Below are 24,494 nucleotides of genomic sequence, written 5' to 3'. Positions count from 1 at the left end.
TTGATACTGCGATCTCGTAGTACTCTTGTCAAGGGCTGGACCGGCTAGGTCCCAGGGTCGTGCCGGATCTCGTCGAGAACAGTCCGGAGGGTGAGCAGCGCGTCACGCACCTGCTCCTCCCGTCCACCGAGTCCGTGCTCCACGCGCGTTCTCAACGGGACGAAGAGTTTGGCCGCCGCCGAATGCGCGCGCCGGCCAGCCGGCGTCAACTTGATCCGGTAGGAACGCCGGTCGGTGGGGTTCGGCTCGCGCTTCACGTGGCCCCGCGCCTCGAACCGCTTCACGTAGCTGGACACCGTGGTAGGTGGCGCAGCCATCCAGCGCGCCAGCTCCGTGGGAGTGATCGACGGTGCCGCCACCAGTACGGAGTAGATCGCGAACTCGTCACTGTCCAACCCCGCCGGCGCCAGCGCCGCGTCGAGCAGGTCGGCAGTCGCTCGCGACGTCAACCACACCATGAACGTCACGTCCACCCCCTCGACCAGCACCTCAGCAGCCGAAAGCCCATCCCCAGTCCCCTTGCGTTCACGCACCATCCAGCGATAATACTGCGAAACCGCACCAACTACCTCTGGGATCGCAGGTCTTGACCGGGTCGGCGCCTAGGATTTGGGGATGCTGCCGATACACGTGACGGTGTGGGATGACGGTGGATCCTCGGCTGACCAGGTGATCCTGGTTCACGGCACGTTGTCTTGGGGACAGACGTCGTACGCAGGGCAGCGGGAGCTTGGTCGGGATCGGCGGATTCTTGTCGTGGACCGGCGGGGGTTCGGGGAGAGTCCGGACACGGAGATGAGTGACTACGACGTCGACGCGGACGACATCGCCGGACTGATGGACAAGCCGAGTCACCTGGTCGGGCACTCGTACGGCGGTGTGGTCGCGATGCTCGCTGCCACACGCCGACCCGACCTGGTCGCCTCGCTGGCCTTGATCGAGCCGGCGGCGCTGGCTGTCGCGACCTCGGATCCGGTGGTCGCCAAGGCACTCGAAGGCAACCGCCGCTACTGGCCGAGTACTCAGTCGATGACAGCGGAGGAGTATCTCCGGGTTGTCTGGGGTGACCAGCCGGTTCCCGAGCCCTACGAATGGTCGCTGCGCGCCGCTGGTTCGGCGCTCCACGAGCGGCCGTGCTGGAACGCCGACGTACCGCTGGGGCCTCTCCGCTCCGCGGCGTATCCGAAGCTGGTCCTGGCCGGCACCTGGGAGACAGCCGCGGCTGACTACCGCGCCGCGGCCGGCGAAGCACTCATCGCCACTTCGAGGTTCATCGCGACGGAGACCGGCGCCACCTTTATCCAGGTAGAGGGTGCTGACCACTCCCCCCATCAGCAACGCCCCGACGAGGTGAACGAGCTCCTGCTCGACCTGTGGCGACAGGCCGACCCATTGCCAGGCAGTGGCACCACGCAGCGGCGCGCACTACGCTCCGACGATGGAGCGGAGTGAGGCGGCCGAGACTCGCGAGCAAGGCGACCGGCGGTCGCTGTTCGATCGGTTCGTGCAGACGGCCTATCTCCGCGTCAGCCAGGCCCCGTTCTTCTTTCTCTGTGCCGGGATCGTCATTGTCTGGCTGGTCAGCCTGCCGTTGTGGGTGGATCTGAAGTCTTGGCAGGTCGCCATCCACACAGTCGCCAGTGTCGTCACCCTGCTCCTGCTGGTCCTGCTCGAGAACGCAGCCCGCCGGGCCGAGGAAGCGTCCCAGGAGAAGCTCAACGTGATCGCCGAGGCCCTGGCCGAACTGATGGCATCACAGTCCCGCACCGACCCAGACCTCGAGGAAGCCACCCAGAAACTCCGCGACGCCATCGGCCTCGAAGCCCGCCACTGACATGCCGAACCACCCCACAGGCCCAGGCCTGCTGGTGCTGATGTGCGGTACGGCGTACTCCGGCAAGAGCACCTATGCGCAGGCACTCGCGGCGACGGTTGACGCGGTGGTGGTCAGCCTCGACGAGATCAACGAGCGCCGTGGACTGTGGGGCGGTGACGGGATCCCGGTCGAAGAGTGGATCCGCACCCACGAGCTCGCCGGCGCCGAAGTCCGCGCTCTGCTCGCCGCCGATCGGACAGTGATTGTCGACGACACCAGCTCGTTGCGCTCGCTGCGCGACGGCTGGCGTTCCCTGGCCGCCGGCGCCGGGTTCGTGCTGGTCTACCTCGACGTTGACCACCCGACGATCCGCCGGCGCCAAGCGGGCAACCGGGTCAGTGCGGCTCGGCGGGACGTGGCCGACGCGGTCCTCGAACAGCACCTGGCCGACTTCGAACCACCCGGCCCCGATGAGAGTCCGGTCCGGATCACGTCGGTTTGAGCAGGTGAAGGCGTATCAGGAGCGGGGCCCTCTGCATCCAGTCGGTGAGCGCGCGCGCTTGCGCGGAGGGGGACGCATCGCCATGAGTCGCACAACGCACGGACCGGGGTAGACCTATGTACCTGCCGCCGGTCCTTCGCCCCCTGGCCGCCGCGAGCGCGACCACCCCAGGGGTGCGGCGCATCGCGGAGGCTCCGATTTCCGTGGTTCGCGGGGTACGGGGTTCCTACGCCGCCGAGCGGCTGGCCGGCGTGGTCGACAGTTGGCAGCGGCTGCACGATTGCGTCTGGTTGCGCGCCGACGACGTACGCCCGACGGAACTGGCGCAGTCCCTGGCCGCGGCCTGCAAGCATCGCTGGTCACCTGTCGAGCCGGAGACCCTTCGACTGCCGGCTGCTCGACTCGGCGACGAGATCCAAGGAGCACCGGAAGGCGCCGTCATCGTGCTCGAGCTGGGCAGCCGAATGACTCCGGGCGTCGCCCGGCTGGTCAAGGCGATCCGGCCGGCCGTCATCGATCGGGGCGTCAGGATGGTGGTGGTCGCCGAAGGCCGGTTGCATCCTCAGCTCGGCCGCGGACCGGACTGCGTGGTGCCCGCGTCCGAACTGGTCGACGAAGGCGCTCTCGAGGAGTACTGGTCAGCCCAGAGCCGGGCACGTCTGCTCAGGTACGCCGGTCGCCACGCGGCTGTTCTCGGAGACGCACTGACCGCCGCACAGCTGTGGTCCCCCGACGTAGTCGACGAAGCGCTCGGCTCCTCACACAGCCTGTCGTCGCTACTCGGCCGCCTGACCGCGGGACTACTCGACCAACTGACGCCAGATCAGCGGAGCGCACTACAGGTCGCGCTGACTGTCGGCTATTGGCACCCGCAGATGAGCACCGGTCCGATCGCCTCCGGCCAGCTTCGACCGTGGCTGGTTCCGATGGAGCAGCAGTGGGGTTGGTTGCGCCCGATCTGGCGTCCATCCCTTCGGCGAGAACTGACCCGACCGACGGAGACCAAGCGACGCTGGTTCAGTAGCGAACGACCGGCGCCGGCGTACCCGGAGAGCGTGCGCAGCTCGCCCGCCGTCCGAACGGCCACGCGCCAAGGTCTGCTCGAAGCGCGGCTGCTCGGCCCTCTCGAGGTGCGGGTCGATGGCTCGCCAGTGACGTCCTGGAACGGCCAGAGAGGTACGAGCGTCCTTCGGTATCTGCTCTCCCGCCGGCATCACGCCTGTGCCAGGGACGAGTTGCTCGAGGAGTTCTGGCGCGATGTGCCGGCCTCCGCCGCACGCAACCGGCTGCAGGTAGCGGTCAGCGGCCTGCGTCGCGCTTTCCTCGACGTCACCGCGCTCAACCTCGTGGAGTACGCCGACGGCCGGTACCGGCTCAACCCGGACCTGCTCGTCGAGGTCGATGTCGAGACCTTCGAGCAAGGACTGCGTACCGCCGCCGCGGCTGAGCGGGCGCGCCTTCACGAGGAGGCCAGAACGGCGTACCAGCAGGCGATTGCGCTCTACAGTGGCGATTTCGCCGCGGATGCGCCGTTCGAGCAATGGACCTTGCTGCCGCGGGAGAGCCTGCGCATCAAGCTCGTCGACGCACTGGACAGGCTGAGCCGCATCGACCTGGCCGACGGCCGAGTGGATGACTGCATTGCCACCGCGCACCGGATGCTGGACATCGACCCGTGCCGCGAGGACGCGCACCGACTGCTGATGCGGTGCTACGCCGCCCAGGGACGGACCTATCAGGCAGTGCGGCAGTACGAGTTCTGCACGCGGATCCTGCGGGTCACGATCGACGCCAGCCCTACACCCGACACCACCGTTCTGTACGACGTGATCCGCACCGGTTCCGCAGCGGAACTGGCCAAGCTCCGCTGACCGGGTCGCGTCCCTGGCTCGGGGACACGACCCGGTCTGCTACGCCAGTGTCAGAACCGGAGGCCGTTCGGCGTGTGTCCCACGGTCACTGCGGGTCCTCGACCTGGATGATCGGACCCTCGTTGAACCCGGTCATGTCGAACCCCGGGGTGCCCAGGCTGCTGTCGAGGAACACCGAGACCACCACTTTGTAGATCCCGCTGATCTGGCTGCCCGGGTTCCCCTCGTCCAAGGTGTTCGGCGGAACGTTGAGCTCGACGGCGTAGTTCGAGACGGCCGGGTCGGCGTTCACGGTGTTGTCGGCGGCCAGCAGAATCTCCGGACCACCGCCCAAGGACTCGGCGAATGCCTGGACGTTCCACTGGCCACCGAGGGCGGCCAGCCACAGTGGCCGCAGCGGACCGGTGACCTTCCACTCCACGCTGATCTTGAACGCGTCAGTGCGGTCCAGGACATGGTTGCCGACCTGGAACGGCGGGAACTCACCGGCTGGGTCGATGATCGTGACGGTGGTGACTTCGCCCTCGATCAGGCCGGGAATGTTGGGATCGAACTGCTGCATGACATCTCCCCAAGTGGGTGGGCGGCCCGGGATGGGCTCGCCTCACGGAGAGAGTGCAGGGCAGCGCTGAGTGAACCGCCACAGTAGCGCTGAGCCGCGGCGCTCAGCCTTGACTAAGCGGAAACGCGCAGGTCAGCCGCCGATTCCGGCCTCGATCTCGAGGCCCTGGGTACCGCCGGAGTGCAGCGCGAAGAAGTCACCGCGGTCGAGCACGGTCAGCCCGCCCGACCGCTTGAGCACCAGGCGACGACCACAACCGTCGTACGGGCAGACGAACAGAAGCTCCGCTCCGTTGTCCGCCTCGAGAACCATCCGGTGCTGGTTCATAGTCACACCTCCTGGGCATGGCGATCACCGCGAGCCACTGACCGCCCACCCAGGACATGTACCCGGGAACGTTCGTCACCAGTCCTCACGCCGGTGGTGGATGATGTGCGGGTGTCTGTTGATGTTGCCGCGCTGGCTCGGGAGCGATTGGCGTTCGACTCGTTGCGGCCGGGGCAGGAGGAGTCGGTCCGGGCGGTGCTCGATGGGAAGGACACGCTCGCCGTTCTTGCCACCGGGACCGGGAAGACCGCGATCTACCAGTTGGCGGGGCTCGCGCTGGGTGGAGTAACGATCGTGGTGAGCCCGTTGGTGGCGCTCCAGCGCGATCAACTGCGGGCGTTGTCGGAGCATCCCGCGGGTGTCGAGGTCGCCGAGTTGAATGCGAGCGACTCGGCCGGTCGCCGGACAGCCCGCGACATGCTGTCCAACGACCGGCCCGGATTCGTGCTCCTGTCGCCGGAGCAGCTCACGCATCCCGACGTACTCGACCTGCTGGCCGCGTCCCGCCCGCGGCTCGTGGCCGTCGACGAGGCCCACCTCGTGAGCGAGTGGGGCCAGGACTTCCGCCCCGACTACCTGCGGCTCTCCGCCGCCATCCGCGCGATGCAGCGGCCCCCGGTCCTCGCGTTGACCGCGACTGCTGCCCCGCCGGTGCGCAAGGAGATCATCCACCGGCTGGAGATGCGCGACCCGGCCGTGGTGGTCGGCGGTTTCGATCGGCCGAACCTCAATCTCGCGGTGTTCACCTTCGCCGACGACGAGACCAAGAACCGCCGGCTGCTCAGCCATGTCCGGTCATCGCGCGGACCAGGCATCGTGTACGTCGCCACCCATCGGCACGCGGAGGACGTGGCGCACGAGTTGGCGATCGCGGGCGTCCCGGCGCAGGCGTACCACGCGGGTCTGTCGGCCAAGCAACGTCGCGAGGTGCAGGACAGCTTCCTCGCCGACCACTGCCGGGTCGTCGTCGCCACGATCGCCTTCGGGATGGGCATCGACAAACCGGGCATCCGCTGGGTCAGCCATGCCGAGGCACCGGGCTCGATCGACGCGTACTACCAGGAGATCGGGCGCGCCGGCCGCGACGGCGAACCGGCCGACATCGAACTCTTCTACCGCCACGCCGACCTCGGCCTCAACCGGTTCTTCGCCTCGGGAGGGGTCACCGACGCGGACCTCCTCGCCGTCGCCACGGCGATCGACGAGCACCGCCCGGCGGACATCCCCGAACTGGCCGCCGCGAGCGGCCTCAGTCCGGCCCGGGTCGAACGCGCCCTCGGCCGACTGACGGATGCCCGGATGGTTGCCGTCAGCCACCGTTTCCACCTGGCCGCCCGAGTCGACGTCGACCAGGCCGTCGCCGCCGCCTCGGCAGTCGAGCACGATCGCCGCGAGGCCGCCCGTTCCCGCGTCGAGATGATGGCGGCGTACGCGGAGTACGGCGGCTGTCGTCGTGAATGGCTGCTCAGCTATTTCGGCGAGCGGTACGACGGCCCGTGCGGCAACTGCGACAACGACCTCGCCGGCCGCACCGCAACCCCAGCCGCCGACCAACCCTTCCCGGTCGGCAGCAGAGTGATCCACCCCACCTTCGGTCCCGGCCAGGTCGAGCACTACACCGGCAATGCGATGACAGTCCTCTTCGACCGAGTCGGCTACAAAGAACTCCGGACCGCCTTCATGATCCACAACCACTTACTCAAACCCGAGTCGTGAGCGGCGACGCGGTCCATCCCCCGCAGGGGTAGGGATGGACCTGCGCCGGCATCAGCGGATGAGCTGCGGTGTCGGAAGGTTGCCGCAGCCCCCGGAGTTGTGGTCAGGAGTGACGGTCACGGTCTGGCCGAGACCGTTGTAGCCGGTCGCGGCCTGCCAGGTGCCGGTGTTGGCCAGTTGGATCGCGTACGCCGAGTTGTAGGTCTGGGTGGAGCCCGGCAGCCGGTCCTGGGACTGCAGTCGGGGCGCCGGGTCGGCGAGGTTGAGCAGCAGGCGGTACTTGCCGGGCACGGCCGGTGCACAGACCTGCTTGTCGAGCGCCGTGGTTGCGCCGGCCGGCCAGCGACGGGGGTCGGCAGGCAGGTTGACGCGGTAGCTGTGCTTGTCACCCTGGAAGATCAACTGGACCTGCCGCGGGTTGTACGGCGCCGCCCATCCGTCGTTGCGGATCTTCAGGCCGACGTCGACGGCTCCGCCCGGCCGGGTGGTGCTCGTGACCGTGCTCTGCTGAAGGGCGAACCGGTAGCCGAGCCGTTGCTCGGCGATCGTGATGTTGTCACCCCAGCTCGCCAGCACGTCCGGGTGGTAGTCGGTGTTCAGGAAGGAGAAGTGCAGCCTGGCCATCTCCGCCGACGCCGAGTCCCAGTCGGACCGCGGCGAGTTCACTGCGCAGGTCTCACCGCCCTCGGGCACATACTTGGTGTCCTGGGCAACGAATTCCTTGTCGAGCTCGATCGGGTCACTGAGGTAGGTCCCGAAGTCGTCCGGACTGGCGAGGAAGCAGTCGTTGTGATGACCGACTCGCGCCACCGGCGACCCGTCGTACGCCTGCTCGGCGGTGAGACCGCCTTCTGCCCCAGTCGGTACGCCGAGCATTCGCTGCTTCATGTACGGCGTCCGCACCTGGATCATCCGGTCCGTCGGGAGGGCCTTGAGCAGGGCCATGATCACCGCGCGACGGTCCGCCCAGTTCTGGTCCGAGACCTGGCTCGGGTCCTGCGGGTCGGCGAAGTAGTCGGTGTAGTACCCCTCACCCCACAGCCCGACGAAGCCGGCCTGGACGACCGCGATCACGTCGGCGTTCTCCCGGAGGATCGGCGTCAGTTGGGCGATGTGCTTCTGGACCCGCGCCAGCGGTGCGTCGCCGTACGGGATGGTCGGCGGCCAGCCGGGCGGCTGGGCGTACGCAAAGCGGACGATGGCTTTGATGCCGGCCGCGCGGATCGTCCGGAAGTCGGCTCGGACCAGGTCGAGGTACGCCTTGTCGAGCGTGTCCTGGCCGGCGAACTTCTCCAGGTAGAACACCCGGAGGATCTGGGTGACGTTCTCCTGCGTCCGGAAGTTGCGCAGCGTTGTCACGTTGAGTGGCACGTAGCCCGAGCCGTCGGCGCGGTAGTGCGTCTCGGTGTGGTGGTAGAAGCCGCGCTCCTGGTTGGAGATCACGGCATCGGTCGACGCATAGTCGCGGGTCGTGACCGGCCCGGTTCCGTGGGCCGCGGCGGCGGCCTGTGGTGCGAAGACCAGACTGACGAGGGCGATGATCGTGACGAACCGTCTCATGGGCGGGGCCTCCCTGACGCATCCTGCGACCTGAGAATAATCATGGAGTCCAGGAAAACTATGTCAAGAGCTCGGCGCGGTCAGATCGCCGAGACGGGCAGTTTCCCGTCGTACCGGGTGGCCTCGACCTGCTCGAGCGCGAGCCGGACGGCACCGAGCGTGACTCCCTCGGCTCCGAACTCCGACACCCTGATCTCGGGGGTCCGCAGACACCAGCGGTCGAGCTCGCGACGCAGAGGTTCGACCAGTACGTCGGCCGACCGGGAGAAGCCGCCGCCGATCACGACGAGCTCCGGATCGAGGGTGAGAACCAGCGCCGACGCGCCGACCGCGATGTCGCGAACGTACCCGCGGACAGCCCGGATCGCCGTCCGGTCCCCGTCCCGGGCGGCGAGGAACACCTCTTCCACATCGTCGCCACCACCCAGCCAGTCGTACAGGTGCTGCGGAGCCCTCAGCCAACCGGCCGCCGGTAACGCGCCGATCTCCCCCGCGGCGTTGCCGAACCCTCGGTGCAGCTTGCCGTCGATGATCAGACCGGCACCGGTGCGGAGGCCGGCGAGCAGGAACACGACGTTCCCGGCGTACCGGGCGACACCACGCCAGGACTCCGCGAGTGCGGCCAGCTTGCAGTCGTTCTCGACTCGGACGGGTCCGGGGACGAGTCGGCGAAAGTGCGCGGCCAGGTCGACACCGGTCCACTCCGGCACGGAGTCGGACAGCATCACCTTGCCGGTGCCGTCGACGAGTCCGGTGGAGGCGACTCCGGTCGACCAGATCCGATCGGGGGTCACGCCGGCTCCGGCGAGGGTGGTGGTGACACAGTCGTCGAGCATTGCCAGGCGTTCCCGGCGTCCGATCCGCGGGCTGACCGCGACACGGGTCTGGTTCAGCACCACGCCCTCGAGATCGGTGACCATGGCAAGGATCTTGTGGCCGCCGATGTCGACGCCAAGGATCCGGCCCGCGTCGGCGCGGAAACGGTAGCGACGGGCGGGCCGGCCGACGGTGCCCACAGTCGGGGCCAACTCCGCAACCCAGCCACGAGCCAGCAACTCGCGCGCGACATCCTCGGTCGAGGCCCTGGACAGGCCGGTCCGCTTCGCCAGCTCGGTCAGCGTCAACGGCTTCTCGTCGCGCAGGATTCGCAGCACGCTCAGTGCGTTGAGCTGCCGCAGCCGGGACAGATCGCCACCGCTCGGCTCATCGGTCATCGCGACCCCCGGAGTTCGGATGGACTCCCTGATAACTATAGGCAGTCCAGCGACGGGTAGCGTCGGACCACCCGGACTGGAGGTATGAGCCTGTGACGAGTGCCGAGGGTCGCCTGGTGTGCATCGGCGATCTGGTTGAGGACGTTGTGGTCTGGTCGGAGGGGGCGCTGCGGACCGGGACGGACAACTCGGCACGGATCCGGCGCGGGCGAGGTGGTGGGGCGTCGAACGTCGCTGTGTTCGCGAGCAGCCTCGGTACGCCGGTCCGGTTCATCGGCCGGGTCGGGGACGACGCCGTCGGCGAGGCACTCGTACGGGAACTGGCGACGGCGGGCGTTGACGCCAAGGTGCAGCGACAGGGCCGAACGGGGACCATCGTCATCCTCGTGGATGCGGCCGGAGAACGAACGATGTTCCCCGATCGAGGTGCCGCGGCCGAGCTGGCCGACGTTCCGGACTCCTGGATCTCCGGTGCCGCGGCGGTCCATCTCTCGGCGTACTCGCTGACTGGGCTGTCCTTGCCTGTCCTCCGCCGAGCCGCGGAGATCGCTCGGGCCGAGAGCGCGATCCTCACGATCGATGCGTCGTCGGTCGCTCTCATCGACTCCATCGGACGGGACACCTTCCGCTCGCTGGTCGGAACGCTCCAGCCGACGTACATCTTTGCCAACGGCATCGAAGCCGACCTCGGCTCCCTGCGGCAGCTCGCCGGTTCCGGTACGACGGTTGTGGTCAAGAACGGCGTGGAGCCCACCGAGGTGCATGCCGGCGGCAACAAATCGGCCATGGTCCGGGTGCCGGCGATCGACGAAGTACGCGACACGACCGGAGCCGGGGATGCGTTCGCGGCGGGCTTCCTGTCCGCGGTGCTCAATCACGCGGAGGTTGTCGACGCGGTGGAAGCCGGTCACCGGCTCGCCCGGCGGGTTCTCACCGAACCCGGCGCCACCTTGACCACAGAGGGAGTTGTTCGTGACTGACAATGGCAGGGTGCAGACCTTCCAGCCCATCGTGGCCGACGACGTAGCGCAAGCTCTCGACGAGGGACGCGCGGTCGTCGCGCTCGAGTCGACCATCTTCTCGAACCTCGGGCTGCCCGCCCCTGCGAACGCCGAGGCCCTCGAACTCTGCAAGCGAGCGGTCCTCGACCAAGGCGCCACACCGGCTGTGACCGCGATCCTCGACGGCCGGCCACATGTCGGGCTGTCGCCGGACGAGGAGAAGCGTGTGCTGCAGGGCACGCGGAAGGTCGCCGAGCGCGATCTGGCCGTGGCGCAAGCACAAGGATGGGATGTCGGGGTCACCACAGTCTCGGCGACGGTCACGCTGGCGCACGCGGCGGGCATCTCGGTGTTCGCCACCGGCGGCATCGGTGGTGTGCACCGCGGATCCGAACTCAGCGGGGACGTCTCGGCCGACCTCGACGCCATCGCCAACCACCCGGTCATCACCGTGTGCGCCGGAGCCAAGGCGTTCCTCGACCTGCCGCGAACCCTCGAGTACCTCGAGACCGTCGGCGTCCCGGTCCTGGGCTGGCAGCACGACTGGTTCCCGGCGTTCTACACCCGGTCGAGTGGACTGCCGGTTCCGCACCGGGTCGACGACGAGCGGGTGGTCTGCGACGTACTGCGCTTCCGCTCGCGGCCCAATACCGGCGTTCTGCTGACCGTCCCGATTCCCGTCGAGGACGAGATCCCGGAGTCACGGATCACCGACGTACTCGCCGCGGCTCTGGCGGCAAGTGCGAGCGCAGGAGTCACCGGGCCGGCCGTCACGCCGTACGTCCTGGAGCGCATCGAGAAGGAGACGGACGGCGAGAGCATTCCGGCGAACCTCGCCCTGGCCCGAAACAACGCGGGCGTCGCCGCCCGGGTAGCCGTCACCCTCGCTTCGCTCGGTCAGTAGTTCGGACAGTAGTGAGGACCGTTCGGGCGAGGCCTTCCGCGTCCAGGCCGTAGGAGTGCAGGAGGTCCTTGCGGGAACTGGCGGGGACGAAGTCGGCCGGCAGGGTCAGGCTGTGCAGTTGGGTGGTGGCGCCGGCTTGGCGTAGTTCTCTGGCCAACGCGTCGCCGAAGCTGCCCGACGGTGCGTTGTCCTCGATGGTGAACACGGTCCGGAAGCGTCCGGCGGCTTGCACCAGCGCTGGGTCGAGCGGTTGCAACCAGCGCGGGTCGGCAACAACCACCGGTACGCCGTGTCGCCGCAACTCGTCAGCCGCGTCGACAGCCGCCTCCGCGAGCGGTCCGACCGGCAGCAGCAGGATTTGGGCATCCGGCTCGGCGCGCAGTACGGACGCACTCCCCCAGCATCCGACCGAGGCCAAGGTCCGTCCGCTGTCGCCTCGCGGAAAGCGCAGTACGGTCGGTCCGTCGTCACACGCGACGCACTCCCGCAGCAGGACGCGCAACTGGTCCGGATCACGCGGAGCCGCGACCCGGGCGCCCGGCACCAACCCGAAGAGACCGACGTCCCACATTCCGTGATGCGACGGCCCGTCCGGACCGGTGATGCCTGCGCGGTCGAGGACGAAGGTGACTGGAGCGTGGTGCAGTGCCGTGTCCATCAGCACCTGATCGAAGGCGCGATTGAGGAACGTCGAGTAGATCGCCACGACCGGGTGCATGCCCGCACCCGCTAGCCCGGCCGCCGACACCACCGCATGCTGCTCGGCGATACCGACGTCGAAGATTCGGTCGGGGAACTCCACAGCGAACGGGTGCAAGCCTGTCGGCCGCAGCATCGCCGCAGTGATCGCGACGACGTCCGGCCGCTGCCGGCCGATCTCGAGCATGACGTCGCCGAACACACTCGTCCAGGACGGACCTGACGCCGCTATTGATGCGGCCGGCGAGACGGTGTGCATCCGATCCGCCTCGTCCTCCTCGGCGGCGCGATAACCCTTGCCCTTGGTCGTCACGCAGTGCACCACAACCGGGCGACGCAGTACGGCGGCCGCCCGTAGCGCGCCTTCCATCGCTGCGAGATCATGTCCGTCCACAGGCCCGACGTACGCGAAGCCGAGATCCTCGAAAAGGTTGCCGCGGGCCACATTGTCGCGCAGTTGGTGCAAGTGCCGTGGCAGGTACCCGGCCGTGGGTTCGTAGGAACGCCCGTTGTCGTTCAGGACCACGACGACCGGCCGGCTCGGTGCGGCGGCGAGGTTGTTCAAGGCCTCCCAGCACATGCCGCCGGTGAGGGCGCCGTCGCCGACGATCGCGACGACGCGCCGATCATGGTTCTCGGCCAACTCGAACGCCTTCGCGATGCCGTCTGCGTGCCCAAGCGCCGTGGACGCATGGGAGTTCTCCACCAGGTCGTGCGTACTCTCGAGCCGGTTGGGATAGCCCGAGAGTCCACCGGACTGCCGCAGTGTGCCGAACGAATCCCACCGGCCCGTGAGCATCTTGTGCACGTAGGCCTGGTGCCCGGTGTCCCAGACGATCGCGTCGGTGGGTGACTGGAAGACCCGGTGCACCGCGATCGTCAGTTCGACGACGCCGAGATTCGGTCCGAGGTGTCCGCCGGTGCGACAGACCTGCCGGATCAGCTCCGCACGAATCTCCTCGGCCAGCGTGGGCAGGGCGTCGGCCGGCAAGCCGCGCAGGTCCTCGGGACCACGCAAACCGGGGAGGAACCGCGCCGCCGCGTCGGCACCGAGCACTGTGCTCATCGAAGCCACCCCGCGCAGCCGGACATCGTCATGCCCCGACTGCTGCGCGCAGGGACTGTCGCAGCGACCCCATCGTGGCAACGACCGCGGTCGGCTCGTAGCCGCAGTGCGCCATGCAGTTGGCGCAGCGCGGATCCTTGCCACGCCCGTACGAGTCCCAGTCCGTGTCGTCGAGCAGCTCCCGGTACGTCGCGACGTACCCGTCGTCCATCAGGTAGCACGGCCGCTGCCAGCCCTTCAGCGAGTAGAGCGGGATCGCCCACGCCGTACAGTCGAAATCGACCTTGCCTTCGAGGAAGTCGAGGAACAGCGGCGAATGGTTGAGCCGCCACTTCTTCCGCCGCCCGTCGGCGAACGCCTTGCGGAACAGCTGCCGGGTCTCCTCCGGACCGAGCCAGTGCTCCTGGTCGGGCGCCTTCTCGTAGGCGAACCCCGGCGAGATCTGCATGTTGTCGATGCCGAGGTCGTCGTTCAGATAGTCCAGTACGTCGATGACGTCCTGCGGACTGTCGGTGTCGAAGAACGTGGTGTTCGTCATCACCCGGAAGCCGGCCTCCTGCGCCTGCTTGATCGCCGCGACCGCCTCGTCGAAGACGCCGTCCTTGCAGACCGACTGGTCGTGCCGCTCGCGGAGGCCGTCGATGTGCACCATCCAGGCGAAGTTCTTGTGCGGCGTGAACTTGTGCAGATGCTTGGGCATCAGTACGGCGTTCGTGCAGAGGAAGACGATCTTGTTGCGCGCCAGCAGTTGCCGGACGATCTCGTCGATCTCCTTGTGCATCAGCGGCTCGCCGCCGGCGATCGAGACCATCGGCGCGCCACACTCCTCGACCGCGGCCACCGCCTGCTCGACCGGCATCCGCTTCTTCAGCCAGTCGTGCGTCTGCTGGATCTTGCCGCAACCGGCGCACTTCAGGTTGCAGGCGTACAGCGGCTCGAGCTCCAGCAAGATCGGGAACTTCTCCCGCCGGAGCAGCTTCTGCTTCATCAAGTACCCGCCCAGACGGACGGACTGCCGCAGCGGCATGCTCACTGCTGGGTCACCTCTTTCGGTAGTGAGAACCGGACGTCTTCGGTGACCGCCCCGCTCTCGGTCACGGTCACGGACCCGAGTCCGGACAGACTGCGGACCAGATCGTCGACAAGGGCCGGCGGCGCCGAGGCGCCCGCCGAGATACCGATCCGCGACACGCCGGCCAGCCAGTCCAGCCTTACCTCCGCGGCGTCGTCGACGAGTACGGCGCGGGTGCCTTCGGCTTCTGCGACCTCGGCGAGTCGCTGGGAGTTGGAGGAGTTCTGCGATCCGATCACGATCACCAGGTCCGAGCGGCGGGCGATCTCGCGGACTGCCGCCTGACGGTTGCTGGTGGCGTAGCAGATGTCGTCCTTGCGCGGACCGGCGAGAGCAGGGAATCTGCGCCGCAGTACGGCCGCGGTCTCGGCCGCCTCCTCGACCGCGAGCGTCGTCTGCATCGCGTAGGCGACCCGGCCGGGATCAGGAACCTGTACCGTCTCCGCCTCGGCCGGGCCGGGGACGACGATCACGTTGCCCGGAGCCTCACCCGTCGTACCGACGACTTCCTCGTGGTCGGGATGGCCGATCAACAGCACGGTGTTGTCGCGTACGGCGTACCTGCGGACCTCGTGGTGCACCTTCGACACGAGCGGGCAGGTGGCGTCGACCACCCGCAACCGCCGCTCGGCGGCCTGCGTACGCACGGCCGGTGCGACTCCGTGGGCGGCGAGCACCACTACGTTGCCCTCGGGGATCTCGTCGACCTCCTCCACGAAGACGGCACCCCGTTGCTCCAGATCGCGGACCACATGGAGATTGTGGACAATCTGACGACGTACGTAGACGGGTGAGCCGAACCGCTCCAGCGCGCGCTCGACGATCTCGATCGCTCGTTCGACACCGGCGCAGAACGACCGCGGGGCGGCGAGCAACAACTCCCGGTCGCCGATGGCGGCGGCCCACACCTCCAGGACTGGTGCCGTCCGGCGCAGCGAGGCGAGCGCCTTGATCCCACGCAGCGGCATTCCGGCGCGCGCCAGCGGCCGCTCGACGTTGTCGACAATCGCACGGACGACAATGCACCGGCCCTCGTCTCCCGCGATCAGAGCAGACTCGGTGTCGACGGCGATCGCACCGGATGCGGCCAGCGCTCTGCGCTCGGCGGCGGAGTCGACGACGTGGTCGGTGGTGACCAGCGGCCCGGTATGCACCCTCAACCCGGCGCGGCGAAGTTCGCCCGCCACCAGGTCGGCCGCGTGGCTCGGCACGGTCCGGTCGTCGCGGCGGATCTCGGTCGCCACGACGAGGTCGCCGGGAGCAATCCGATCGGTCAGTGCACCACCGACCCCGGCGACGAGCACTGGATCGTCGCGGATCGTGCCAGTTGCCCGCCCGGTGCGGATCAGCGGCGCGGTGAGCTTGTCGCGCAGCGCGAGCCACTCGACGTACAGGGGCGTGCAGACCGTTCCCAAGGTCATCGTGAGACCGCCCCCTCCTGATGCGGACGGTCTCTGCCGAGGTAGCGACCGAGCGCCCAGATCGGGAACACCAGCCGGTACAGGTGGTAGCCGATGTAGAAGTCGCCAGGGAAACCAGTCCCGGTGTAGCGGTGTTCGTCCCAGCCGCCGTCGGGCCGCTGAGTGTCGACGAGGTAGCCGACGCCCCGGCATACCGTCTCGTCCTGTTCATCGGCCGCCAGCAGGGCGAGCAGGGCCCACGCCGTCTGCGACGGCGTCGAGTCACCACGCCCTATCCAGGTGGGATCGACGTACGAGCGCAGATCCTCACCCCAGCCGCCGTCGGGATTCTGATGGTCCGCCAGCCAGCGCACTGCCCGGCGGATGACCGGATCATCGGTGGACGTGCCGGCCGCGATCAGTGCCGGTACGACGGCTCCGGTGCCGTAGACGTGGTTCGTGCCCCAGCGGCCGAACCAGGACCCGTCCGCCTCCTGGGAATCGAGCAGCCAGCGCACTCCGCGGCGGCACTCGTCGGTGCCGGTCCTGCCCTCGGCCGCGAGCATCTCCACGACGTGGGCGGTGACGTCGGCCGACGGCGGGTCGATCACCGCACCGAAGTCACAGAAGGGCAGCCGCAGCGGCGTGGTGTCGGTGTTGTCGGCATCGAAGGCGCCCCAGCCACCGTCGGCGGACTGCATGCCTGTCGTCCATTCCACCGCGTCGTCGAGGGCCGCCCGGAGCACCTGCGGCTCCGGATGGACAACCCGGCGTAGAGCGAGCACGATCTCCGCGGTGTCGTCGGTGTCGGGGTAGCCGTCGTTGGCGAACTCGAAAGCCCACCCGCCCGTCGTCAGCGTCGGCCGCCGTACTTGCCAGTCGCCGGGTGCATCGATCTGCTCGTCGAGCAGCCAGTCGGTGGCCTTGAGCACCGCCTGGTCGTCCGGTGCGACGCCCGCATCGAGCAGAGCGCCCACCACCAGCCCGGTGTCCCAGACCGGCGACTGACAGGCCTCCAGCCAGCGCACCGGACCGTCAGCGGTGTCCGCGTGGACCGTGAAGCCCTCAAGCCCGCGCAGGCCGGCGGCCATCACCGGATGATCCGTGGCGTAGCCCATCAGGTGCAGTGCGATCAGGGAGTACACCCACGGTGGCTGGATGCCGCCCCATCCGCCGTCGGCCTCCTGCCGAGCGACGATCCACTCGACCGAACGTCGCATCGCCAGCCGACGGATCCCACCGAGCGGGCCGCGAGGTCCCCAGCGCGTGTAGGCGTTCAGTACGACGTCCAGCCGTTGGAAACCACCGTCGAGGGTCCACGGCGGAGCCTTGCGTGCGGTCGGCGTACCGGCGCGAAGTTGGTCGACGCCGAAGTCGACCGGCCGGACCGGTCGCAACGCGCTGACGATGGTCAGTGGCACGATCGTCTGCCGTGCCCAGCAGGCCCAGTTGTAGACGTTCAAGGGTGCCCAGCTGGGCAGGAAGATCAGCTCCGGCGGCAGGTCGGGGCAGTCGTCCCACTCCCACAGGCCGAACAGTGCGAGCCACAGATGCGTGAAGACGCGCGCCTTCTCGACTCCACCCGCACCGCGGATGAACTCCGCGGCGTCTGCCATGTACGGCTCGGCAGGGTCGTCGCCGGCCATCCGCAGCGCCACCCACGCCTCGACTGTGGTCGACAGGTCACCAGGCCCACCAGGGAACGTCGCCCACGTCCCATCGTCGCGTTGCTGGGACCGGATCCACCGCGCCGTCTCCGCGTCGGTCCTCGGGGTAGCCACGCCGAGGAATCGCCGCAGCATGAGATCCTCGGCATCCATGGTCACGTTGGTGGCGAGATCTCCCTTCCACCAGCCGTCCTCGTGCTGCAGGGACCGCAGGTACTCCACCGCCGCGTCCAGACAGTTCTCAGCGCGGACGTCGGTCTTCTCGTCCTGAGCGAGCCGTTCGGCCGTCACAGCTGTCGCTCCGCCACGAACTGCGCCAGTTGATCGAGTTGGTCCCGGTTGGCCGGTGCGACGCCCGCGGCGTCGAGTGCCTTGCCGGCCTTGCGAACCCGTTCGTCCGCCTCGGCCGAGGCCCATTCGCGACCACCGGCGCGTTCGATCAGTACGGCGGCGTGCCGCAGGCTGTCCTCGGTCGGTGTCGCCGGGTCCGCGAACCAGTCCGCGAGCTCACGACCGGCCGCACCGCCGTACTCGAGCGACCACACCACCGGCAGCGTTTTCTTGTGCGCGCGCAGATCCGAGAAGACCGGCTTGCCGGTGCGCTCCGGGGCTCCCCAGACGCCGAGGAGGTCATCGACGAGCTGGAACGCCAGCCCCAGCTCCCACCCGTAGGTCCGGAACGCGTCGGAGGTCGCCTCATCGGCACCAGCCAGGATTGCGCCCAGTTGCGCCGACGCCCCCAGCAGTGCGCCTGTCTTGCCGCCGGCCATGTCGAGGCACTCGGCCAGCCCGACATCGTCGCGCCGTTCGAACGCGACGTCGAGAACCTGGCCGCGGATCAACTCCCGGGTGGCCACTGCGAGTGCACGTCCAGCGCAGCGGGCGGGTGGGGCCTCGCACTCGGCCAGTACCTCGTCGGCCAGGCAGGCGAGCGCGTCACCGACCAGGACCGCCGTAGCGTCACCCCAGATCGCCCAGACCGTACGCCGGTGCCGTCGCTGCGTGTCCCGGTCCATCAGGTCGTCGTGGATCAGCGAGAAGTTGTGCACCAGCTCGACCGCAACGCCGCCTGGCACCCCCGGCCCGGGCGACCCGCAGACCGCCTCGGCCACGAGCAGCACAAGGCCAGGCCGGATCGCCTTGCCGGAGCTGCCGCTGGTCGGCGTCCCCTCCTCGTCGCACCAGCCGAGGTGGTACGACGCGACGAGCCGGGTGTGGTCGTCGAGACGAGCCACGGCCTCACGCAGTTGGGGTTCGACCAGGTCCCGGCTGCGGGCGAGAAGCTCCAGGACGTTGCTCTCCGCCGGCATGGTCGAGGGCTCGACCGCCGTCACGACAACACGTCCTCGGACGGCAGCGATGGGCGAAGGGGCGCCCGCAGTACCGAGGCAGCGGCCGACTCTCCGCTGCGTACGGCGCCCTCCATGGTGGCCGGCCAACCGGTGGCAGTCCACGCACCGGCCAAGTGCAGGCCCGGACGAGCTGTGGTCGCCTTGGGCCGGAATCGACCGGAACCCGGTGCCGGCCGGAAGGTGGCATGTCGCTCTCGGGTCACGAAGAACTCCTTCACACGTGCGTCTGCAGCCGCGGGCAGCAGCTGCCGGAGGGCGGGCACCAGCACATCGCGCAGCTCGGCAACTGGCATGTCGATGAAGTCATCCGCGGCTGAGAGCGAGATCGCGAGGTACTGCTCGCTGTCGGCCCGGCTTGCGAGGCTCTGCGGCGTACGGTCGAAGACCCACTGCAGCGGGCTGTCCACCGCGGCGACGAACGGGTCGTCGAGAGCGACCCGGTCGAGAACCACGTGTGCGTTGACGATGGGTGAGCTGCCCAGCGCGTCTGCCCACCCGGTCGGCAGATCGACCGCGTCCTCGGGAAGCAGCCGCTCGGCCTCCGAAGGCGGCACCGCGAGTACGACGTCGTCGTACCTGTCGGCATCGATCTGCCAGCCGCCTTCCACGTCGTCGAGCGACTTCACCCGCGCATGCAGGCGGACCTCGACACCTGCGGCGGCGAGCGCCCGAGCGGCGGCATCGCCATGCAATTGCTGCAGCGGAACGAGCGGCCAACCGATGTCGGCGGCATCGCTCTGCTCGAGCAGACCGACCTGGAAGACAGTGGCCGCGACCGCAAGCGAGGCATCGACGGCGCGTGCGTTCAGGGTGGCGACACCGATCAGCTCCCAGAGCGCCTCCACTGCCCGCGCGTCCTGCCCATGTGCGGCCAGCCACGCACCGAACGACTGGGCGTCAGTGGCCGAGTCCTCCCGGTCCACCCGGCCCAGCGCCAGCGCGGCACGCACCGCCTGGACCCGTTCCGACACGCTGAGCCAGCGGTACGTCGCCAAGGCCGGCCCGAGGTGCAGCGGCGCCGGCATCTTGGTACGCCGGATCCGCCCAACACCAGCGTGCCAGCCGCTGCGTACCGGTACGTCGAGACGCGGCTGCAGGTGTACGTGGTCGCGAACACCGAGCCGATCGAGCAGCCCGAGGTACGAACTACAGCAGCGGAGGAAGACATGCTGGCCGTTGTCGATCCACCGGCCGTCGCGCTCGAACGAGTGGGTCAGCCCACCGAGCTTCGGTCGGGCCTCCAGCAGCTGCACCTCACGGCCGGCGTCGGCGAGCGCGAGAGCGGTGGTGATGCCGGCGAGGCCGCCCCCGACGACAGCCACCCGACTCATGACCGTGCTCCCGCCAGTGACGCGAGTGCGACCTGCGCCTTCTCCCCCGCCGACAGCGACAGCCGGCGGTCGTACACGAGCACCGGGTTGGCCGCGATCCGTCGCAGCAGGTGGTGGTAGATGCCCGACATGGCTCGGCAGGACGCGCCGCTTCGCCAGTCCAGGTACGGCAGCAGCCGCCAGCCCAGCGAGTACCAGTCCTGGGCCCGTCCGGCGGCGAAGCGGATGTACGCGGCCAGGCGGCCTTGCGGATCGTCGAGATTGCCCCGCTCGTCGAAGGTCAGCCGGACTCCGAAGCGCTCGAGCTCGTCGGCGGGCAGGTAGATCCGGTCGTTGCCGAGGTCCTCGCGGATGTCGCGCAGGATGTTGGTCTGCTGCAGCGCGATGCCGAGCTGGTCGGCGTACAGCGACAGGGTGTCGAGGTCGGCGTCGGCTTCGGTCGGGCCGAAGATCGACAGGCAGAGCCGGCCGACCGAGCCGGCGACGCGACGGCAGTAGACGACGAGCTCGTCGAAGTCGGCGATGCGGACCTGCGACAGGTCGGTCTCGACTCCGTCGACGAGCTCCTCGAAGGCCCCGATGGGCACCGGGAACCGGCGTACGGCGTCGGCCACTGCCACGTAGACGGGCTCGTGCAGGTCGTCGAGGCGCCCGAGGTTCGTTCGGATCCGATGCAGTGCCGTTCGCTTCTCGTCCAGCGGCAGGTCACCGTCGCCGATGTCGTCGATCCGCCGCGCCAGTGCATACAGCGCACACAACGCGTTGCGCTTCTGCGGGGGCAGCAGCCGGATGCCGTAGTAGAAATTGCGGGCTTCGGTCCGGGTGATCTCCGCACAGGCGACGTACGCATCCAGGACCGTGGGGCTCCCCGTCATCGTCATCGAGCAACCGCCCCGGCGATCAGTCGTAAGGCTCGGGCGGCGGTATCCAGCCTGGACGGACGAGCAGACCGGGCCAGGACGTCGCCACCGGTACGCCGCAGCGCGCGGACCGTGGACTGACCCCCGGCGACGAATCCCGCCACACTCACCCGAGCCCATCCGTCGAGCCTGGTCACGATCGCGGCTCCCTCCTCGAGCAGCGCGGCAGCGCGCTCGATCTCGAAGTTCATCAGCGCTCTCAGTTGCGGTGTCGCCGCGCGGTCGTCCAGGTCGGCCTCGACTACGGCGTACGTCTGGAGATCCTGCTGCGGCAGGTAGATCCGGCCGGCCCGCCGGTCCTCGGCCACGTCCTGCCAGTGCTCCAGCAGTTGCAGCGCGGTGCAGACCCGGTCGGACATCCGCTCGGTCTCAGCGTCGTGTACGTCGAAGACACCGAGCACCATGCGGCCGACCGGATCGGCCGACAGCCGGCAGTAGCCCTGCAGGTCCGCAAAGGTCTGGTAGCGCGAGACTGTCTGGTCCTGCAGGTTGGCCTGCACCAGCTGGTGGAAGGGTTCGGCGCTCAGGGCGTGGTCGAGGACGATCGGGCGTAACCGGCGCAGTACAGGGTGATCGGGCTCGGTGCCGACCCAAATGTGGTCGAGGTCGGCCGCGAAGGCGCGCAGCGCAGCCGTCCGGTCTCCCACCCAGCTGTCACCCAGCTCGTCGACGGTCCGGGCGTACCCGTAGACGGCGTGCAGCGCCTCCCGATGCCGCGCAGGAAGCAACCTCAGCGCCACCGGGAAATTCTCGCCCTGCTCCCTCCTGCTCAGTGCCTGATCATGGGCTTGTTCATCCACCCGGTCCGATGGGACCCTCTGCACTCCTTCAGGATGCACGCTCCCATGATGGGAAGCGGTTTCGTGCCAACTCTGCCCCACTGGACCACATTCGTCCGGCAAGAATTTGTCACGGGGATACAGTTACCCGTGGGATGACGTATCCGTAGGACACCTGTCTCGCCGGCGTTCGGCAAGGAACGCGTGGGAGTCTTCACATGACCGTCGCCACATTCGACCGTGCCCGCCTCGAGGAGGCCTTGCTCGAGGGGCTGCCTGGCCTGCTCTCCGAGGTTCGCGACCGGCTCGCGGAGCACTGGCCGGACTACGCCGCGTTCCTCGATGCCGAGCGCGACGCGGTCGTAGAACCCGCAGCCCTGTTCGTGCATCGGCTGCTCGACATGTCGATCGCCGACCTGTCCAGCCCGGAGCGGGCCAGCCTCGATCGTGCCGACGAAACGGTACGCCTGGTCTTCGAAGAGATCGGTCGCCGGCAGCAACAGGTCGGCAACGACCTCACCCGGCTCCTCACCGCCTTCCAGCTCGGTGCCCGGATCGCCTGGCGGCACGTCGCCGCGACCGCCCTGCGACTGGAGTTCGCACCGGACAACCTGGCCGCGCTGGCCGACTCGGTGTTTGTCTTCGTCAACCAACTCTCGTTCTCGGCCGCCAACGGCTACGTGCAGGAGCAACTCGACGACGCGCTCGCCCGCGAGCGCCGCCGGGAGGAGCTCGCCAACCTGCTGCTGTCCGGCCGGTCCAGCACCGAGGCGATCCGGGCTGCGGCGTTGCAGGCGGCGTGGCGGATCCCGGAGACGGCCGCGGTGGTGATCTACATCGACGGCGACCACGAGCTCGCCCGCACGATGGTCAGCCGGCTCGAGCCGGGAGCACTCCCGATCCGTCGCAACGGCGTGGTCTTCGGCGCGATCATCCCGGAACCGTCCGGCCCCGGCCGCCGCCTCCAGCTGAGCCGGGAGCTCACCGGCCTCGGCGCCGTGGTCGGCAACCCGGTGCCACTGGCGGAGCTGCCCCGCAGTCTCGAGATCGCCCGGATCGCGGCCCGCTTGCGCAAGACGGGAGTGCTCACCGACGATCCGGTGTTCGCCGACGAGCACCTCGATGCCTTGATCGTCTGGCGTGACGAGTCACTGGTGGCCGCGCTGCGCGAGGAGATGCTGGCTCCGCTGCAGGGCGAGACCGAGGCCGCCCGAGCGCGGCTCACCGAGACGCTCGCCAGTTGGCTGCGGCAGTTCGGGGACCGCCACGCGATCGCCGAGGAGCTGCGGATTCACCCGCAGACCGTGCGGTATCGCATGGCACGGCTCCGGGCCCTGTTCGGCGACCGCCTTGACGACCCGGAATCACGCGCTCGGCTCTTCCTCGCCCTCGAGTGGCCGGCTCCCTGAGACCGGCACGGGACTGCTCTCCCGCAGCCGCGCCAACGTGGCGTCGAGGTGCCTGGCCACCGCCGCGGCGCTGAGCAGTTGCGGATCGGTCGCCAGCCCGATGCCCAGTACTCCGTTCCAGCTCAGCGCGCCGACAGCGAGCGGAGTCTCCGGCACCAACGGCAGGATCGGGTACGTCGGTCCCGTGCCGACCCCTGCGAATGTCAGCGCGACAGTCGGCCCCGGCATGTTGGACACAACCGCGTGCAGGAAGCGCGGCCCGTAGACGGTCCGTGCGAACCATCGGGCGAACGGCTCAGGGACGAGCCGCAAGCCAGTGGCCATGACGAAGCGGGACGCCATCGCCCGGGTGGGCCGACGGAGCCGCCGGGTGCGTGTGGCCACCTCCGCGAGCAGGTCGTCGAACGGCCGGCCATCGACCGGTACGTCGACGATCACCGCAGCCGTCGCGTTCCCCTCCGCCGCGCTGTCGGGCGTGCGCACCATCGTCGTCACGGAGAACCGCATCCGGCCGTCCACCGCTCGGGCGAGTTCGGGTGCCACGGCGTACACCGCGTCGGCGAGCAGAGCGATCACGACGTCGGTCACGCGCACTGCGTGAGCGGCAGCGGTACGACGTACCACTTCGAGCTCGATGTCGGCGACGCCGAAACCGCGCCGCGCTGAACTCGGTGGCAGTGACGCGGCGGTGCCGTCGGTGGCCAGTTGCGCGAGGCCCACGGCCACTGCGGCGGCGCGTCGGAGCCGGCTGGGAGCGCGTCCGGGCGGTACGGGGAGCGTGGCTCGGGGCTCGAACAGACTGAGGGCCTGCAGCACCGTTCCGATGCCGTCGGCGATCGAATGGTGAACGAGCACCACCAGTGCGTCGGCGCCGCCCGGCCCGCCGTCGCGGATGATCGCCACCCGCCACATCGGCCGGTCCCGGGGCATCGGGTTCTCGGCGAGCTCCCCGAGGATCCGCATCAGTCCGGCCTTCCCGTCCGGGGAGTGGAGCTCGGTGACGTGCCAGTCCAGATCGACGTACTCGGCCTCGATCCAGCGCGGCCGTCGCCACCGTGACGTCGGAGCGAGGCACTGGTGCATGCGCGGCAACCGGGCGAATCCGTCGCGGACCAGCGCCCGTACGTCGTCGATCGACGGCCGGCCCTCAGTCGGCTCCAGCATCACCAGGCCGCCGACGTGCTGCGCGGCCCCCGTGCTCTCGATGTGGAGGAAGAACGCGTCGCTGGACGGTACGACGGCGCCCGGTGTCTCCTGCAGCCACGTGGCGATCCTCACGATGAACACGGTAATCCCGACGTGGACCGCGCTGCTGCGGACGGCGCC

The 24,494-nt window shown here is 68.9% G+C and carries 22 protein-coding genes; 8 read left to right on the top strand and 14 right to left on the bottom strand.

The genetic code is table 11. The annotated features are described in order from the left end of the window. Positions 1-44 precede the first annotated feature (44 nt). A complete protein-coding gene (locus ACIBG5_RS22970; RefSeq protein ID WP_396393506.1) occupies positions 45-536 on the bottom strand; it encodes a MarR family winged helix-turn-helix transcriptional regulator in 492 nt (163 codons plus the stop codon). Positions 537-615: 79 nt separating this feature from the next. On the opposite strand from ACIBG5_RS22970, the gene ACIBG5_RS22965 reads away from it, so the two are divergent. The 4 genes from ACIBG5_RS22965 (at position 616) to ACIBG5_RS22950 (ending at position 4,189) form a co-directional block, all read left to right on the top strand. Then, complete coding sequence (locus ACIBG5_RS22965; RefSeq protein ID WP_396393505.1) at positions 616-1,452, top strand: alpha/beta fold hydrolase; 837 nt, start codon at positions 616-618, stop codon at positions 1,450-1,452. Beyond that, positions 1,439-1,834, top strand: coding sequence for a low affinity iron permease family protein (locus tag ACIBG5_RS22960; protein ID WP_396393504.1), 396 nt, complete (start codon positions 1,439-1,441; stop codon positions 1,832-1,834). The genes ACIBG5_RS22965 and ACIBG5_RS22960 overlap by 14 nt, the downstream gene beginning before the upstream one ends. A gap of 1 nt (position 1,835) precedes the next feature. Beyond that, the gene (locus ACIBG5_RS22955; protein WP_396393503.1) at positions 1,836-2,318 is read left to right on the top strand and encodes an AAA family ATPase; all 483 of its coding nucleotides are present in this window, start codon (positions 1,836-1,838) and stop codon (positions 2,316-2,318) included. A 116-nt stretch (positions 2,319-2,434) separates the two neighbouring features. Further along, positions 2,435-4,189 (top strand): BTAD domain-containing putative transcriptional regulator, encoded by a 1,755-nt coding sequence (locus ACIBG5_RS22950; protein ID WP_396393502.1) that lies wholly within the window; start codon positions 2,435-2,437, stop codon positions 4,187-4,189. Positions 4,190-4,274: 85 nt separating this feature from the next. Here the strand turns inward: ACIBG5_RS22950 and ACIBG5_RS22945 are convergent, their stop codons facing one another. Further along, positions 4,275-4,751, bottom strand: coding sequence for a hypothetical protein (locus tag ACIBG5_RS22945; RefSeq protein ID WP_396393501.1), 477 nt, complete (start codon positions 4,749-4,751; stop codon positions 4,275-4,277). A 132-nt stretch (positions 4,752-4,883) separates the two neighbouring features. Further along, complete coding sequence (locus ACIBG5_RS22940; RefSeq protein WP_131515165.1) at positions 4,884-5,078, bottom strand: hypothetical protein; 195 nt, start codon at positions 5,076-5,078, stop codon at positions 4,884-4,886. Positions 5,079-5,189: 111 nt separating this feature from the next. Here ACIBG5_RS22940 and ACIBG5_RS22935 point away from each other — a divergent pair, with 111 nt between their 5' ends. After that, positions 5,190-6,794, top strand: a complete 1,605-nt coding sequence (locus ACIBG5_RS22935; RefSeq protein ID WP_396393500.1) for a RecQ family ATP-dependent DNA helicase — start codon at positions 5,190-5,192, stop codon at positions 6,792-6,794. A gap of 51 nt (positions 6,795-6,845) precedes the next feature. On the opposite strand, the gene ACIBG5_RS22930 is transcribed toward ACIBG5_RS22935, so the two are convergent. Continuing rightward, positions 6,846-8,354, bottom strand: a complete 1,509-nt coding sequence (locus ACIBG5_RS22930; RefSeq protein WP_396393499.1) for a DUF4832 domain-containing protein — start codon at positions 8,352-8,354, stop codon at positions 6,846-6,848. Positions 8,355-8,434: 80 nt separating this feature from the next. Continuing rightward, positions 8,435-9,568 (bottom strand): ROK family protein, encoded by a 1,134-nt coding sequence (locus ACIBG5_RS22925; protein ID WP_396393498.1) that lies wholly within the window; start codon positions 9,566-9,568, stop codon positions 8,435-8,437. Between the two features lie 92 nt (positions 9,569-9,660). Here ACIBG5_RS22925 and ACIBG5_RS22920 point away from each other — a divergent pair, with 92 nt between their 5' ends. Both ACIBG5_RS22920 and ACIBG5_RS22915 read left to right on the top strand, forming a co-directional pair. Beyond that, on the top strand, positions 9,661-10,548 hold the full coding sequence (locus tag ACIBG5_RS22920) for a carbohydrate kinase family protein (protein WP_396393497.1): 888 nt from the start codon (positions 9,661-9,663) through the stop codon (positions 10,546-10,548). Beyond that, complete coding sequence (locus ACIBG5_RS22915; protein WP_396393496.1) at positions 10,541-11,473, top strand: pseudouridine-5'-phosphate glycosidase; 933 nt, start codon at positions 10,541-10,543, stop codon at positions 11,471-11,473. The genes ACIBG5_RS22920 and ACIBG5_RS22915 overlap by 8 nt, the downstream gene beginning before the upstream one ends. Here ACIBG5_RS22915 and ACIBG5_RS22910 read toward each other — a convergent pair. From ACIBG5_RS22910 to hpnC, 8 genes are read right to left on the bottom strand one after another with little or no spacing between them, the layout of a single operon-like run. After that, positions 11,448-13,238: a 1-deoxy-D-xylulose-5-phosphate synthase gene (locus ACIBG5_RS22910; protein ID WP_396393495.1), complete on the bottom strand. Its 1,791-nt coding sequence runs from the start codon at positions 13,236-13,238 to the stop codon at positions 11,448-11,450. The genes ACIBG5_RS22915 and ACIBG5_RS22910 overlap by 26 nt on opposite strands. A gap of 28 nt (positions 13,239-13,266) precedes the next feature. Then, positions 13,267-14,265 (bottom strand): adenosyl-hopene transferase HpnH, encoded by a 999-nt coding sequence (gene hpnH / locus ACIBG5_RS22905; protein ID WP_360447646.1) that lies wholly within the window; start codon positions 14,263-14,265, stop codon positions 13,267-13,269. 2 nt (positions 14,266-14,267) lie between these two features. Then, positions 14,268-15,731, bottom strand: coding sequence for a 4-hydroxy-3-methylbut-2-enyl diphosphate reductase (ispH, locus tag ACIBG5_RS22900; protein WP_396393494.1), 1,464 nt, complete (start codon positions 15,729-15,731; stop codon positions 14,268-14,270). After that, the gene (gene shc / locus ACIBG5_RS22895) at positions 15,728-17,668 is read right to left on the bottom strand and encodes a squalene--hopene cyclase (RefSeq protein WP_396393493.1); all 1,941 of its coding nucleotides are present in this window, start codon (positions 17,666-17,668) and stop codon (positions 15,728-15,730) included. Before shc ends, ispH begins: the two co-directional genes overlap by 4 nt. After that, positions 17,665-18,711, bottom strand: a complete 1,047-nt coding sequence (locus tag ACIBG5_RS22890) for a polyprenyl synthetase family protein (protein WP_396393492.1) — start codon at positions 18,709-18,711, stop codon at positions 17,665-17,667. Before ACIBG5_RS22890 ends, shc begins: the two co-directional genes overlap by 4 nt. Then, the gene (hpnE, locus tag ACIBG5_RS22885) at positions 18,708-20,060 is read right to left on the bottom strand and encodes a hydroxysqualene dehydroxylase HpnE (RefSeq protein WP_396393491.1); all 1,353 of its coding nucleotides are present in this window, start codon (positions 20,058-20,060) and stop codon (positions 18,708-18,710) included. The genes ACIBG5_RS22890 and hpnE overlap by 4 nt, the downstream gene beginning before the upstream one ends. Then, positions 20,057-20,941, bottom strand: a complete 885-nt coding sequence (gene hpnD, locus ACIBG5_RS22880) for a presqualene diphosphate synthase HpnD (RefSeq protein ID WP_396393490.1) — start codon at positions 20,939-20,941, stop codon at positions 20,057-20,059. Before hpnD ends, hpnE begins: the two co-directional genes overlap by 4 nt. Then, positions 20,938-21,780, bottom strand: a complete 843-nt coding sequence (gene hpnC / locus ACIBG5_RS22875) for a squalene synthase HpnC (RefSeq protein WP_396393634.1) — start codon at positions 21,778-21,780, stop codon at positions 20,938-20,940. Before hpnC ends, hpnD begins: the two co-directional genes overlap by 4 nt. Before the next feature lie 197 nt (positions 21,781-21,977). Between hpnC and ACIBG5_RS22870 the strand changes: the two genes are divergently transcribed. Continuing rightward, on the top strand, positions 21,978-23,168 hold the full coding sequence (locus tag ACIBG5_RS22870) for a PucR family transcriptional regulator (protein ID WP_393382707.1): 1,191 nt from the start codon (positions 21,978-21,980) through the stop codon (positions 23,166-23,168). Here the strand turns inward: ACIBG5_RS22870 and ACIBG5_RS22865 are convergent. Beyond that, positions 23,124-24,446 carry a wax ester/triacylglycerol synthase domain-containing protein gene (locus ACIBG5_RS22865; RefSeq protein WP_396393489.1) on the bottom strand — a complete coding sequence of 441 codons (1,323 nt, stop codon included), beginning with the start codon at positions 24,444-24,446 and terminating at the stop codon, positions 23,124-23,126. The genes ACIBG5_RS22870 and ACIBG5_RS22865 overlap by 45 nt on opposite strands. Positions 24,447-24,494 lie beyond the last annotated feature (48 nt).

This window comes from Kribbella sp. NPDC050241, assembly GCF_044459685.1.
Classification (GTDB): domain Bacteria; phylum Actinomycetota; class Actinomycetes; order Propionibacteriales; family Kribbellaceae; genus Kribbella.
The sequence above is the reverse complement of the archived record's forward strand: the minus strand, read 5'-3'. Positions and strand labels throughout refer to the sequence as shown.